Raw genomic sequence first — 12,252 nt, 5'->3', positions numbered from 1 at the left:
GCTTTCTAACGAGCGAGCGAATCCACCAACGCATTAGCGCGACGGCGGGCCTCACCTTCCACGGTGAGGACATCATCGACGCTAGAGGGTACACCAGCGAACTCTGAGGCCTGCTCCACGACGTGGCTAACCACGTCAACAATTTCCGGGAAATGAATACGGCCCGCCAAGAAAGCAGCCGCTGCCTCCTCGTTCGCAGCGTTATACACGGCAGCGTGGGTGCCTCCGGCAGCGGCCGCCTCACGGGCAAGGCGAACGGCCGGGAAGGCTTCGTCATCGAGCGGCTCGAAGCGCCAATCATGTGCGGTGGAAAAGTCCAGGGCCGGCTGGGCACCCGGCACGCGGCGCGGCCAGTCAAGTGCCAGGGAGATCGGCAGTTTCATCGATGGCGGCGAGCACTGCGCAATCGTGCAGCCATCGGTGAAGGTAGCCATAGAGTGGACAATGGACTGGGGGTGAACGGTGACGTCAATGAGGTCCGGGGAGATGTCGAAAAGCAGCGTCGCCTCGATGAGCTCAAGGCCCTTATTCACCAAAGTCGCCGAATTCAGGGTATTCATCTGCCCCATCGACCACGTCGGGTGTTGCGCAGCCTGCTGCGGGGTGACATCCCACATCTCCTCGCGAGTCCAACCGCGGAAAGGACCACCGGAGGCGGTGAGAACGAGGCGCTCGAGCTCCACGCCGCTGCCTGCGCGCAGGCACTGCGCCATGGCGGAATGCTCGGAATCCACCGGGATGATCTGGCCCTCCCCCGCCAAGCGGGTGACGATGGAGCCGCCGGCGACGAGGGATTCTTTGTTTGCCAACGCCAACAGCTCGCCCTTCTCCAAGGTGGCGATGGTGGAGGCCAAGCCCATGGAGCCTACAAGCGCGTTGAGGACCTTATCGGCGTCCACCGCCTTGACCAGCTTCTCGGCGGAGTCTGGGCCCGAGAGCACGGTGCCACCGAGGGCCTCGGAAACGGTGCGTGCCGCATCGGGCTTGGCGACGGCCACGTGGTCAAACGAAAGGTTGAGGGCACGTGCCTGCTCAATGACGAGCTGCGGGTTGGAACCGCCGGCGGCGATACCCACGACTGTGAACTTATCCGGGTTATCCGCGATAACGTCCAGAGCCTGGGTGCCAATCGAGCCAGTAGAGCCGAGAATAAGAATGCGTTGGGTACTCACCCTCTCAACCCTAGCCGGTCAACCCAAGCAAGAGTCGCGAGCGCTGCGCTAACGATAGTCGGGGGTGTTTAATCGCGGTTATCGGCAGGATCATTTAAACTACTACACAGAATAACTGGCATTTTTCGTGCACTCGCTCGAATCAATTAGTTCTAAGCAGGGCGAGCTGCATGTACACGCAAAGGAGAGCAAGTGTCTTCCCACAAGCCGGCATCGCAGGTTTTCGACGGCGTATCCACCGATGACGTCCCGTCCGCAGGTTTCGGTTGGTCCCGCATCAGCCGCTCGGGCGTACAGATCGCTGGTTGGACGTCCGTCGTGTTCCTGCTTGCTTATAACTTTGGTAACCACAAGGGCCACGTGGAGACGATCTGGCTCTTCGCCCTGGCAATCCTGATTGCCCTTGGTCTGGTGATTTACGCCCTGCAGCCAAAGCTCTCCCAGGTGCGCACCCTGACCGCCCGTAACAAGCCGGTGGGCCACGAGGAACCGGATTGGGCATATGAGCAGAAGACCGTTCACAACGTCTACGCTTCCCTGACCGATGACGAGCTGCGTGCCCTCAACATTGAGCCCTCCCGCGTTGCTCACATCCGCGGCGTGTCCGACGGCCGCCACGCTGCCAAGCCGGTGGCTAACTAAAGCTTCTTCGCTGTAAACAAAAGCTCCCTTCCCGCTGTTCATGAATGAACTGCGGGAAGGGAGCTTTTGTTCTATCTGTTTCCCCCTAGCTCACGTAACGGTTTACCGTGGCGTAAATCTCCGGGGTTCGCTCCTGCGCCCTCTTTCCGGCGAAGCGCCAGACAGCAGCGTAGACAAGTGACGGAACCAGCAGAGAAACTATCACAGCGGCGTACAGCAGCCAGCCGCCGCGCTCATAGCTCAGGGCAGAAACCACGATGCCGGGAAGCGCGGGCACCCAGACCAGCATCATGCCGACGAACGCCGTGAAGAAAGCGCCAGCGGAATAGCCGGATTTGTCATTCCACCGGTTCTGTCCCGGGGCTGACAAGGGATAAGGGTTAAGCACGGTCAGTCCCAAGCCCACCGCCGCCGTGGAAATGAACACGCCTAGAGCCACAGCTGTGCACAACATGCCCAAGGTGAAGTTGTCGCTAAAGACAAGTACCACTACGGCAAGCAGCACAAACCCGATCAAGGGAATAGTGACGTGTGCGAGGTGGCGCGCATGAAGGATGGTGCGCGGAGCAACCGGAGCCACCATGTGGACCCAATTCGATGGCCCATCGAAGCCATAATCATTAGCCAAGAGCGAAGAGAGCACGATCGCGCTGAAGCACAGCATGAAATAGGCGGTGAAATCATCGCCCCTCCACAACTGGTAAAGCGTCAGCACGCCGAACAGTGGCATCGTGTAGAGCATGCCTGTTTGCCGCTTATCGCGGGTGAGATAACGCAAAGCCCGGGTATATTCCATCGCCGCCGGGCTGGAACAAGACCAGGCGCCCAACTCCAACTTGGACACACCCTTGCCCGTCACTTCGCTGGCTGCGTCACCGCCTGTTCCGGGGTTGCGCATGAGGCCGCCTATCTGACGGGACCACGCCCATACCAGCAGGACAAGGCTGGCCACCGCGATCAAGAGTTGGGATAGGGCGGTGATGAGGTGGCCGTCGGCAAGCGCGAGCGCCCACCCCACCCCGGCACCCAACGGGGTCCAGGCCATGATGGTGCCCACGGAATCGAGCGGAGGCAAGGACTCGAGGACGCTCTGTGCCTGCAGCATGCCAAAGACCAGCAGGCCCATAACCACCATCGCCGCAATTTGGGTGCGCGACTTTTGGGAATCCGCGATAGCGGAAGCCACTTGGACAAGGCATTCGCCAACAATGATGGTCGTCGCGCACGACAGCACCATGCCCACGACGAAGGGCACCGCAGCCCACCCGGTTCCTGTCAGGATGAGGAAAATGCTGCCGATGATCGCATACACCAGGGAAAAGACGACCGACATGATGGCGCGGGTGGTCAGCAGACCGGAGAAGAACAAGCCCGGAAGGACCTCACGGGGAGTCAGAGGAAGGGCTCCCAGAGTTGTCGGGCTCAATTGATTCTCCCCCGCCGGCATAAAGAGAGCGAGGAGTATGTAAATGAGCATGCCGCCCGCCACGCCGACGGTCAGTGCTTGGTAGCCGTGTCCGGGCGTGGTGATATCTGCATACACCATGGCTGCGATGGAAAAGAGGCCGATTGCTCCGTAAATCAGCATCATGAGCCCCATCATGAGCGTCGCCGGATTGGAAGAAACGCTTCGCCACCACAGAGTGCGATGAAGGCTGAACAGAGTGGATGTCATTCAGCGTCACCTGCCGCTGGCGAGCGCAGCCACCCAAACTTCGAGGCATCCAGGTCCCGCCCGCCGACGGCCGCGATAAAGAGATCGCTCAGGCTTTGGCCCTGGCGGACATCGTCGACGTGACCCGCAGTGATGACTTGGCCGTCGTTGATGATGGCAACGTGGTCACACAGCCCCTCGACGAGCTCCATGACGTGTGAAGACAAAATAACCGTGCCGCCACGGGAGGCATAGGCGCGCAGCATCTGCTGGATGAGGCGCCCGGAGACCGGATCCACGGCTTCCAGAGGCTCGTCAAGGATAAGCACCTCTGGGTTGTGCAGGACGGCCCCCGCCAAGAGAATCTTCTTGGTCATGCCGGCAGAATAATCCGCGATGCGCTTATCGGCGGCATCGGAGAGGGAGAGGGCGTCGAGAAGCTCCTGCGCACGGCGCAGCGACTCGGAGCGCTCCAACTTGTGAAGGGCGCCGAGGTAGTGAAGGTATTCAGCGCCAGTGAGACGGTCAAAGACCGGCGCCCCATCCATGAGCAGCCCCATGGCCTGTTTGGCGGGGATGGGCTCTTCCCACACGTTGTGGCCGGCGATGAAGCTGTGGCCGGCATCAGGGCGCTGGAGGCCACACGCCATGGTCAGCATCGTGGTCTTGCCCGCGCCATTCGGCCCCACTATGCCGTAGATGGATCCGCGCGGGACATCAAGGTTGAGGCTGTTGACAGCGATCTGAGAACCAAAAGACTTGCGCAGATCGCGCACCGCTAAAGCTTGGGTGCGTGGATCTGTGGCTAAGTCCTCGCGATAAGGATGAGTCATAAGCATTAACGGTATCAAGAACCATTAATGCCTTGTTCTCCAGCAAAACTATTGTTAGGAAACTGTGAGCTGGATGCTTAAGCGGTCTCGCGCTCGTCGGCAGCGAGCTGGCCACAGGCCGCAGCGATTTCATCGCCCTTGGTATCGCGCACGGTGCACGGCACGCCCTGCGCGATGACGCGGCGAACGAACTCGTCCTGGCGCGCCTTCGGGGCGGCGTCCCACTCCGAACCCGGTGTGGGGTTGAGCGGAATGACGTTGACGTGGACCTTGGATCCCAGTGCCGCATGCAGCTTCCGGCCCAGCATGTCGGCGCGGAAATCCTGATCGTTCTTATCGCGGATCAGCGCATATTCGATGGACACGCGGCGGCCCGACTTATCGGCGTAGTACTTAGCGGCATCGAGGACCTCCTCAACCGGCCAGCGGTTGTTAACCGGCACGAGGGTATCGCGCAGTTCATCGTCCGGGGTGTGCAGGGAGACTGCGAGGGTGCAGGACAGGTCCTCATCCGCGAGCTTGCGGATGGCCGGAGCCAAGCCGACCGTGGACACCGTGACATTGCGCTGGGAAAGGCCGAAACCTGTGAGGTCAGATCCGGTAATCTGGCGCACCGCATGGACCACGCGCTTGTAGTTGGCCAGCGGCTCGCCCATACCCATGAAGACAACGTTGCTAAGACGTCCGCCCTCCTCTTCCATGAGGCGGGCAGCGTGCCTAAACTGCTCCACGATTTCCGCGGTGGACAGGTTGCGGTCCAACCCGCCCTGGCCGGTGGCACAGAATGGGCAGGCCATGCCACAGCCAGCCTGGGAGGAGATACACAGGGTGGCGCGCCCTGGGTAGCGCATGAGCACGGACTCCAACAGGGTGCCATCGTGCAAGCGCCACAGGGACTTGGTGGTTTCCCCATCATCGGTGGAGGTCTGCCGAATGGGCTCCATGAGCGTGGGGAACAAACGCTCTTGGACCGCCTCGCGGGCGGCGGCCGGGATATCCGTCATCTCGGAAGCATCGGCGGTGTGGTGGACGTAGTAGTGCTTGGCCAGCTGCTTTGCGCGGAATTTGGGCAGGCCAAGTTCCGCGAGCGCCTCAATGCGCTCGGCCTCGGTCAGGTCCGCGAAATGCTTCGGGGGTAGCCCGCGGCGCGGAGCGGAGAAATTCAGTTTCAGTGGTTCAGCCATGGTAGAGCCCATTTTCCACGTTTTCGGCCACATTATCCAATCTAAGCTCTGCTGGAGTGGCGAAAGTGACATCTCAACCTATTTAATAGATGCATGACGAATCCAGAAAACTCCCCTGAGGAATTCCGCACCACCACCCCGGCCGAGGAGCCGCTGACTGATTACACCACGGAATCCCCCGCCACCGAAGGCTCGGTCGAGCCAGTTCCAACCACGACGGCTTATGAGAATAAGAGTGATGGCAAGGTGAAGGGCTCTTTCGCTGCCAGCACGTGGATTGCCCTGATCGTGGGCTTCCTGCTGCTCATCGTCCTCATCATCTTCATCCTGCAGAACCAACACCAGGTACCGCTGAACTTCCTTAACTGGTCCGTCCAGTTCCCAGCGGGCGTCACCTACCTCATCTGCGGCATCGCCGGTGCCCTCATCATGGCCCTCGTCGGCGGCTGGCGCATGTTCGAGCTACGCCGCCAGGTGCGTAAGCAGGCTCGCCGCTAAACCTAAGGCGCAAGGGTGGTGAGAAAGCTCATCGCCACCCACGTCACCATCGCGGACGGCAGCATGCCGTCCAAGCGGTCCATGATGCCGCCGTGTCCCGGTAACAAGGCAGACATATCCTTGATTCCCAGTTCGCGCTTGAACTGGGATTCCACTAAGTCACCGAGAGTGGCGCAGAAAACCAGCCCTAGTCCCATGAGCGCGCCCACCCACGGCTTGTGGTGAAGAAGGAATGCGAACGATAGCGCACCGGTAAGGGTGCCGAAAACGACAGAGCCGGCAAATCCTTCCCATGATTTTTTGGGGCTTACAGCCGGCGCCATGGGGTGCGAGCCAAACATCACGCCGGCGATGAAACCACCGGTATCTGAGGCGACCACACAGAGCATAAACACGACAATCGACGCCGCCCCCGAAGCAAACGGCGTTTCCACTCGTGAGAGCATTGCGGCAAACGTGCCGAACAGGGGAATCCAGGTCAGCACGAAGATGCCCATCGACATATCGCGAAGATAGTTAATCGGCGGGCGGTGCCTGCCATTATGGAAGAGGCGCCCAAACATGAGGGCAAGGACCGCTACCACATACACAGCGACAAGGCCTGGGGCGTTAAGGAACCACGAGACCCACACCATGGCTTGGCCAAGAACGATCAGTAGGGTACGCGGGACATAGTAGGAGTGCTCCCGCAAACGGGTAAGCACCTCCCACATGCCCAATCCCACTGCGGCTGCGACGACGAGGTACCACACGAGAGGCCCAGCCCACACCGCAAAGACGACGAGCGCGCCCAAGCCGACGCCGACGGCAATTGCCGCGGGCATGTCTCGCCCCGCAGAATTCTTGGGTTTGGGCATCCGGCTCGAGTGCTCAGTGCTCACGCATGCTCCTCAGGTAATCGTGGGTGGTCGGGCTCTACACAGAAAAGACCGCCGTGCTGGCCGGTGCCTGGCGCGGCGGCAAATCAACGCTCTTAGAAGAGTGGAGGTTAAACCTCCATGAGCTCCTCTTCCTTATTGGCAACGAGCTTGTCCACCTGCTCGATGTAACCGGAAGTGATCTTTTCCATCTCCTTCTCGGCGGCGATAACCTCATCCTCGCCGGCGTCGCCATCCTTCTGGAGCTTCTTGAGCTGCTCCATGGCACGGCGGCGGATGTTGCGGATAGCAATCTTGCCGTCTTCACCCTTGCTCTTAGCCAACTTGACCATGTCGCGGCGGCGTTCCTCAGTCAGCTGCGGAATGGTCACGCGTAGCACCTGGCCGTCATTAGTCGGGTTCACGCCCAGATCCGAGTTGCGGATGGCGTTCTCAATCTCATTCATTACGGACTGCTCATAAGGCTTGATAAGCAGCATGCGCGGCTCAGGGACCGAGATGGTGGCCATCTGGGTAATCGGAGTCGGCACTCCGTAATACTCAGCAACCAAGCCGTTAAACATGGCCGGGTTGGCGCGGCCGGTACGGATGGTAATCAGCTGCTCGCGGGTGTGCTCCACCGAAGCGGTCATGTGCTCTTCAGCTTCGAGCTGGATCTCGTCGATCATGAGGGTTACAACTCCCTTGAAATAGTCAAAAGTACTGGGAAAGAATCTAGCAGGTCGCGGCCGGTTTGTACTAGGACTGAACCAGCGTGCCGATCTTCTCGCCGTTCACGGCGCGCTTGATATTGCCTTCCGTGAGGAGGTTGAAGACCAGAATCGGCATATTGTTGTCCATGCACAGGCTAAACGCCGTGGCATCGGCCACCTTAAGGTTCTTTTCGATAACCTCGCGCGGGGTGATTTCGGAGTACAGCTCCGCATCGGGATTCGTGCGCGGGTCGGCGGAATAGACGCCGTCGACGGCCTTGGCCAAGAAGAGGACCTCCGCACCGATCTCCAGCGCGCGCTGCGCCGCGGTGGTATCGGTGGAGAAATACGGCATACCCATACCAGCACCGAAGATGACCACACGGCCCTTCTCTAGGTGGCGGTCGGCGCGCAGCGGCAGGTAGGGCTCCGCAATCTGGGCCATGTTGATGGAAGTCTGCACGCGGCAGTCGATGCCCTGCTGCTTGAGGAAGTCCTGCAGAGCCAAGGAGTTCATGACGGTGCCTAGCATGCCCATGTAGTCCGAGCGAGCGCGGTCCATACCGCGCTGGGAAAGCTCGGCACCGCGGAAGAAGTTACCGCCACCGATCACCACGGCGATCTCAGTCCCCTGCTTCGCCACCTCGGCGATTTGGCGGGCAACATTTTCTACAACGTCAGGATCGATGCCGACCTTGCCACCGCCGAACATCTCACCACCCAGTTTGAGCATGACTCGCTTGTATCCGGTTCGCTTCGGTTCAGGGGTAGTCACGGTCTTCATCGTCTCCTTCACGCATGGCGACGCTTCAGTTAAGCGCTTGAATAATTCTGTTCCATCTTAACCATAGGAAGGCGCTGTCATATATTCAGCTGCGTGCGACCCCCCACCCTCAGGGGCGGGGGCAAAACGGCGAACTCCCTCCCCCAGTTTCTCCCCACCGGGCACTCAGCCCTTGGGGAAGAAAGAGGAGGAGGGAGCACTCGCAGTCACTAGGCTCTAAACCCGGACTGCACGAGTCTCAGGAAGGCTTAAGCGCCAACCTCGTAGCGGATGAAGCCGGTGATGGTGGTGCCGGCCTCGTCTGCAACCTGCTTGACGGTCTTCTTGGAGTCAGACAGAGCTGCCTGCTCCAGCAGAACCACGGACTTGTAGAAGCCGTTGAGGCGGCCTTCCACGATCTTCGGCAGGGCTGCCTCCGGCTTGCCCTCCTCGCGGGTGGTGGCCTCAGCGATCTCGCGCTCCTTCTCAACGATCTCAGCCGGAACGTCCTCGCGGGTCAGGTACTCAGCGTTCATGGCTGCAATCTGGAGAGCGACTGCGTGAGCGCCTTCTGCGTTGCCCTCGTAGGAAACCAGAACACCTACTGCCGGCGGCAGGTCAGCGGAACGCTGGTGCAGGTAGACAGCAACGTTGTCGCCCTCGATGGTGACTGCGCGGCGGGCCTGCAGCTTCTCGCCGGTCTTTGCGGACTCTTCGTCGACGACCTCGGAAACCTTCTTGCCGTCGATCTCCAGGTTGTTGAGCTCTTCACCGGAGTTGACCTTGGCCTCACCGGCAGCCTCAGCGATCTTGGAAGCGAAGGACTTGAAAGCCTCGTTCTTGGCCACGAAGTCGGTCTCGCAGTTGATCTCAACCATCGTGTTGCCGGAAACGGCGATCAGGCCCTCGGTAGCCTCACGCTCAGCGCGCTTGGACACGTTCTTTGCGCCCTTGATGCGCAGGTACTCAACGGCCTTGTCGTAGTCACCCTGGGACTCGTCGAGAGCCTTCTTGCAATCGAGCATGCCGGCGCCGGTGGCCTCACGCAATGCCTTTACGTCTGCAGCAGTGTAGTTCGCCATAGTTGGAGCGATCCTCCTTGGAATTAAACGGTATTCGTTGAAACAGCGTAGCCGAATCACTACCACCACGTCGCGTTGAGGGGGTGGTAGTTTTTCGCCCACTCCCCCAGCGGAGGGAAACCTCTGCGTGGCGTTTCAACCCTCTAGTGTGTCACGTGCCTTAGCGAGCCAAGAAAAACACGTGAGAAAAAGCCCCCATCGCCGCGGACACTGTGGGCCGTGCGGTACGGGGGCTTAAGGTATGCAGATTACTCTGCGGACTTCTCGGCGTCCTCGGACTTCTCAGCGGAAGCCGGATCAGACGCAGCGGCAGCCTCAGCAGCGTCGCGGGCGTCCTTCTCAGCGGTGTCGCCGGCAGCCTCCTTGGCCTGAGCAAGCTGGCGCTCCTCGCGAGCCTTCTTGCCCTCGTCCACAGCGGTGGCGATGATGCCGGAGAGCAGCTTGGTAGCGCGGATTGCGTCGTCATTGCCCGGAATCGGGAAGTCGACCTCATCCGGATCACAGTTGGTGTCCAGGATGGCAACAACCGGGATGTTGAGCTTCTGAGCTTCCTTGACCGCGATGTGCTCCTTGTTGGTGTCAACAATCCACAGTGCGGACGGAGCCTTGGTCATATCGGAGATACCGCCCAGGACGCGCTCCAGCTTGGTGCGCTCGCGGGTCAGCATCAGAACTTCCTTCTTGGTGCGGCCCTTGTAGCCGTCCTCAGCCGCATCCATAGCCTGCAGCTCCTTCATGCGCTTCAGGCGCTTGGAGACAGTCTGGAAGTTGGTGAGCATGCCGCCGAGCCAGCGGTGGTTCACGTACGGCATACCAACGCGGGTTGCCTCTTCAGCAACGGCTTCCTGAGCCTGCTTCTTGGTACCAACGAAGAGGATGGTGCCGCCGTGTGCGACGGTTTCCTTAACAAACTCGAAGGCCTCATCGATGTAGGTCAGCGTCTGCTGCAGGTCGATGATGTAGATGCCGTTACGGTCGGTGAAGATGAAGCGCTTCATCTTCGGGTTCCAGCGACGGGTCTGATGACCGAAGTGGACACCAGCGTCGAGGAGCTCGCGCATGGTTACAACTGCCATGATTCGCTCGCTTTCTATACGTTGTTTCGGTTTTGCAAAAATTGTGCGGTGTTTTATTCCGCACCCTAGCAACGAAGGCCCTGGTCAACACCCCAACTTTGTGGGGACCGCGTCAACCACAGACTGTCTCTTCCTTAACCCAGGAAGCGACTACTTCGCCGCGCGTAGTCAATCCATACGGAACCCTATTGGGTTTGAGCACAGACTGCTGTGGGCAAGCTTAGTACTGCGCAGGCGGTGATTCCAAACGGCGCGACCAAAACATCGCCACAGGATTGTTGATGGATGCGCGAATCTTTCCCCTGACGCACCATGGGTTTCTTCTTTAACACGTTATCCACAGATCTATCACCGGCTCTTTCTTTGAACCGCGCCCACGCGCAGGCTTGAGGTCATGCGTCACCGTCTTCTTTATCTATTGGGTCTCCTGTTCACGTGGGCTGTGCTTGTCGACGTCCCCTTAGCCGCCGCCTTCGTCGACCCCACCACCGGGGAACCGGTTGCTTCTCGAGTCTTACGTGGCTTCGAGCCTCCTGAGAAGCGGTGGATGGCTGGCCACCGCGGTGTCGATCTGGACCTACCTGTCGGCGGGAAGGTTCGCGCCGCCGGCGATGGTGTCGTATATTTCGCCGGCTCCATAGCGGGCAAACCGGCCCTTTCGATTGCTCATGGCAACGGCCTACGCACCACTTATCAACCTGTGTTTGCGCGGGTCAAGAAGGGCGAGAGTGTGAAAGAAGGGGACGTAATCGGAACGCTCGCCCCGTCCGTGGACGGCTATCCGGGGCTGCATTGGGGCGCGATTGAGGGCCGAGAGAACTACGTCAACCCACTAGACCTACTCGGGGAACCTGTCATTCGGCTCAAGCCCGTGGGTGAGAACGGGCGTAGACGTCCTTAAGCCGCTGAGCAGAAACGTGTGTGTAGACCTGCGTGGTTTGCAGAGAGGAATGGCCGAGCAATTCTTGCACGATGCGTAGATCCGCTCCGCCCTCGAGCAGATGCGTAGCTGCGGAGTGGCGTAGCCCGTGCGGGGTGAGGCCCGGCGCACCCGTGACCTGTGCGGCGCGCTCGACGACGCGACGGACCTGACGCGCGTCGATGCGCCCGCCGCGTGTGCCCACAAACACCGCTTCCGTTTCGCCGGCGAGCTCGGGGCGGCCTGTCTTCAGCCAAGCGCAGAGCGCGTCATGAGCAGCATCCCCAAAGGGGACGACACGCTGCTTATTGCCCTTGCCGGTCACGCGAGCTGTGCGGCGGGCAAGGTCGATATCGCCGACGTCGAGGCCGACGAGTTCCGCCACGCGCACACCGGTGGCGTAGAGGAATTCGAGCATGGCACTATCGCGCAGAAAGTGAATCTCGTCGGTAGAGACCGCATTGCCCATCAGCTCCCCCGCCGCGGTGGGTGACATCACGGTGGGCAGATGCTTGCCCACCTTGGGCGTGGCAAGACGCTGCGCCACATCAGTTTTTAGGAAGCCTTCACGCGCAGCCCACGTGGAAAAAGCGCGCACCGCGGCGGTCCGACGCGCCAAGGTGGAGCGGGACTTACCTTCAGCAACGGCGTGGGCTAACCATTCGCGCAGAGAATTCAGCGTAAATGCTGCGAATTCGGGGACTTCCGCTGCCAGCAGGCGCAGGTCAGAGCAATAGCCGCGGACGGTCGCTTCAGAGCGGCCGCGAACGATGCGCTGGAATTCAGCGAAGTCCTCGATCGCCTCTTCGAGCTGGCTGCCCACGTTCCGCTCACTACTGCCACTTTCACCACTCATGTC

At 60.3% G+C, this 12,252-nt stretch carries 13 protein-coding genes; 3 read left to right on the top strand and 10 right to left on the bottom strand.

Translation table 11 applies throughout. The annotated features are described in order from the left end of the window. Positions 1-5 precede the first annotated feature (5 nt). On the bottom strand, positions 6-1,172 hold the full coding sequence (dxr, locus tag HMPREF2743_RS11755; RefSeq protein ID WP_070527024.1) for a 1-deoxy-D-xylulose-5-phosphate reductoisomerase: 1,167 nt from the start codon (positions 1,170-1,172) through the stop codon (positions 6-8). Between the two features lie 192 nt (positions 1,173-1,364). Here dxr and HMPREF2743_RS11750 point away from each other — a divergent pair, with 192 nt between their 5' ends. Beyond that, positions 1,365-1,814, top strand: a complete 450-nt coding sequence (locus tag HMPREF2743_RS11750) for a DUF2631 domain-containing protein (protein WP_070527021.1) — start codon at positions 1,365-1,367, stop codon at positions 1,812-1,814. Positions 1,815-1,899: 85 nt separating this feature from the next. Here HMPREF2743_RS11750 and HMPREF2743_RS11745 read toward each other — a convergent pair whose 3' ends face one another. The 3 genes from HMPREF2743_RS11745 to rlmN form a co-directional block, all read right to left on the bottom strand. Next, positions 1,900-3,489, bottom strand: a complete 1,590-nt coding sequence (locus HMPREF2743_RS11745; RefSeq protein ID WP_246824503.1) for an ABC transporter permease — start codon at positions 3,487-3,489, stop codon at positions 1,900-1,902. Further along, positions 3,486-4,307: an ABC transporter ATP-binding protein gene (locus HMPREF2743_RS11740; protein WP_070818846.1), complete on the bottom strand. Its 822-nt coding sequence runs from the start codon at positions 4,305-4,307 to the stop codon at positions 3,486-3,488. Before HMPREF2743_RS11740 ends, HMPREF2743_RS11745 begins: the two co-directional genes overlap by 4 nt. Positions 4,308-4,378: 71 nt before the next feature. After that, positions 4,379-5,485 (bottom strand): dual-specificity RNA methyltransferase RlmN, encoded by a 1,107-nt coding sequence (gene rlmN / locus HMPREF2743_RS11735; protein WP_070527595.1) that lies wholly within the window; start codon positions 5,483-5,485, stop codon positions 4,379-4,381. 93 nt (positions 5,486-5,578) lie between these two features. Between rlmN and HMPREF2743_RS11730 the strand changes: the two genes are divergently transcribed. After that, the gene (locus HMPREF2743_RS11730) at positions 5,579-5,983 is read left to right on the top strand and encodes a LapA family protein (RefSeq protein ID WP_070818845.1); all 405 of its coding nucleotides are present in this window, start codon (positions 5,579-5,581) and stop codon (positions 5,981-5,983) included. A gap of 2 nt (positions 5,984-5,985) precedes the next feature. Here the strand turns inward: HMPREF2743_RS11730 and HMPREF2743_RS11725 are convergent, their stop codons facing one another. The 5 genes from HMPREF2743_RS11725 to rpsB all read right to left on the bottom strand — a co-directional run bounded on the left by HMPREF2743_RS11725 (position 5,986) and on the right by rpsB (position 10,474). Further along, complete coding sequence (locus tag HMPREF2743_RS11725; RefSeq protein ID WP_210400268.1) at positions 5,986-6,840, bottom strand: phosphatidate cytidylyltransferase; 855 nt, start codon at positions 6,838-6,840, stop codon at positions 5,986-5,988. A gap of 131 nt (positions 6,841-6,971) precedes the next feature. After that, positions 6,972-7,529 carry a ribosome recycling factor gene (gene frr, locus HMPREF2743_RS11720; RefSeq protein WP_070527006.1) on the bottom strand — a complete coding sequence of 186 codons (558 nt, stop codon included), beginning with the start codon at positions 7,527-7,529 and terminating at the stop codon, positions 6,972-6,974. A gap of 70 nt (positions 7,530-7,599) precedes the next feature. After that, on the bottom strand, positions 7,600-8,337 hold the full coding sequence (pyrH, locus tag HMPREF2743_RS11715; protein WP_070527003.1) for a UMP kinase: 738 nt from the start codon (positions 8,335-8,337) through the stop codon (positions 7,600-7,602). A 248-nt stretch (positions 8,338-8,585) separates the two neighbouring features. Further along, positions 8,586-9,398 carry a translation elongation factor Ts gene (gene tsf / locus HMPREF2743_RS11710; RefSeq protein WP_070527000.1) on the bottom strand — a complete coding sequence of 271 codons (813 nt, stop codon included), beginning with the start codon at positions 9,396-9,398 and terminating at the stop codon, positions 8,586-8,588. A 248-nt stretch (positions 9,399-9,646) separates the two neighbouring features. Next, on the bottom strand, positions 9,647-10,474 hold the full coding sequence (gene rpsB / locus HMPREF2743_RS11705) for a 30S ribosomal protein S2 (RefSeq protein WP_046648052.1): 828 nt from the start codon (positions 10,472-10,474) through the stop codon (positions 9,647-9,649). Between the two features lie 394 nt (positions 10,475-10,868). Between rpsB and HMPREF2743_RS11700 the strand changes: the two genes are divergently transcribed. Next, on the top strand, positions 10,869-11,375 hold the full coding sequence (locus HMPREF2743_RS11700) for a murein hydrolase activator EnvC family protein (protein WP_070526997.1): 507 nt from the start codon (positions 10,869-10,871) through the stop codon (positions 11,373-11,375). On the opposite strand, the gene HMPREF2743_RS11695 is transcribed toward HMPREF2743_RS11700, so the two are convergent. Beyond that, positions 11,338-12,249: a tyrosine recombinase XerC gene (locus HMPREF2743_RS11695; RefSeq protein ID WP_070526994.1), complete on the bottom strand. Its 912-nt coding sequence runs from the start codon at positions 12,247-12,249 to the stop codon at positions 11,338-11,340. The two genes, HMPREF2743_RS11700 and HMPREF2743_RS11695, sit on opposite strands and share 38 nt — an antisense overlap. Positions 12,250-12,252: the final 3 nt, after the last annotated feature.

Origin of the sequence: Corynebacterium sp. HMSC036D02 (assembly GCF_001836165.1) — a bacterium.
GTDB lineage: Bacteria > Actinomycetota > Actinomycetes > Mycobacteriales > Mycobacteriaceae > Corynebacterium.
The sequence above is the reverse complement of the archived record's forward strand: the minus strand, read 5'-3'. Positions and strand labels throughout refer to the sequence as shown.

Excerpts from the sequence above, each read along its gene's own strand:
- HMPREF2743_RS11745 (WP_246824503.1), bottom strand. The coding sequence starts at position 3,489 with ATGACATCCACTCTGTTCAGCCTTCATCGCACTCTGTGGTGGCGAAGC.
- HMPREF2743_RS11740 (WP_070818846.1), bottom strand. The coding sequence starts at position 4,307 with ATGCTTATGACTCATCCTTATCGCGAGGACTTAGCCACAGATCCACGC.
- rlmN (WP_070527595.1), bottom strand. The coding sequence starts at position 5,485 with ATGGCTGAACCACTGAAACTGAATTTCTCCGCTCCGCGCCGCGGGCTA.
- HMPREF2743_RS11730 (WP_070818845.1), top strand. The coding sequence starts at position 5,579 with ATGACGAATCCAGAAAACTCCCCTGAGGAATTCCGCACCACCACCCCG.
- HMPREF2743_RS11725 (WP_210400268.1), bottom strand. The coding sequence starts at position 6,840 with ATGCCCAAACCCAAGAATTCTGCGGGGCGAGACATGCCCGCGGCAATT.
- frr (WP_070527006.1), bottom strand. The coding sequence starts at position 7,529 with ATGATCGACGAGATCCAGCTCGAAGCTGAAGAGCACATGACCGCTTCG.
- pyrH (WP_070527003.1), bottom strand. The coding sequence starts at position 8,337 with ATGAAGACCGTGACTACCCCTGAACCGAAGCGAACCGGATACAAGCGA.
- tsf (WP_070527000.1), bottom strand. The coding sequence starts at position 9,398 with ATGGCGAACTACACTGCTGCAGACGTAAAGGCATTGCGTGAGGCCACC.
- rpsB (WP_046648052.1), bottom strand. The coding sequence starts at position 10,474 with ATGGCAGTTGTAACCATGCGCGAGCTCCTCGACGCTGGTGTCCACTTC.
- HMPREF2743_RS11700 (WP_070526997.1), top strand. The coding sequence starts at position 10,869 with ATGCGTCACCGTCTTCTTTATCTATTGGGTCTCCTGTTCACGTGGGCT.
- HMPREF2743_RS11695 (WP_070526994.1), bottom strand. The coding sequence starts at position 12,249 with ATGAGTGGTGAAAGTGGCAGTAGTGAGCGGAACGTGGGCAGCCAGCTC.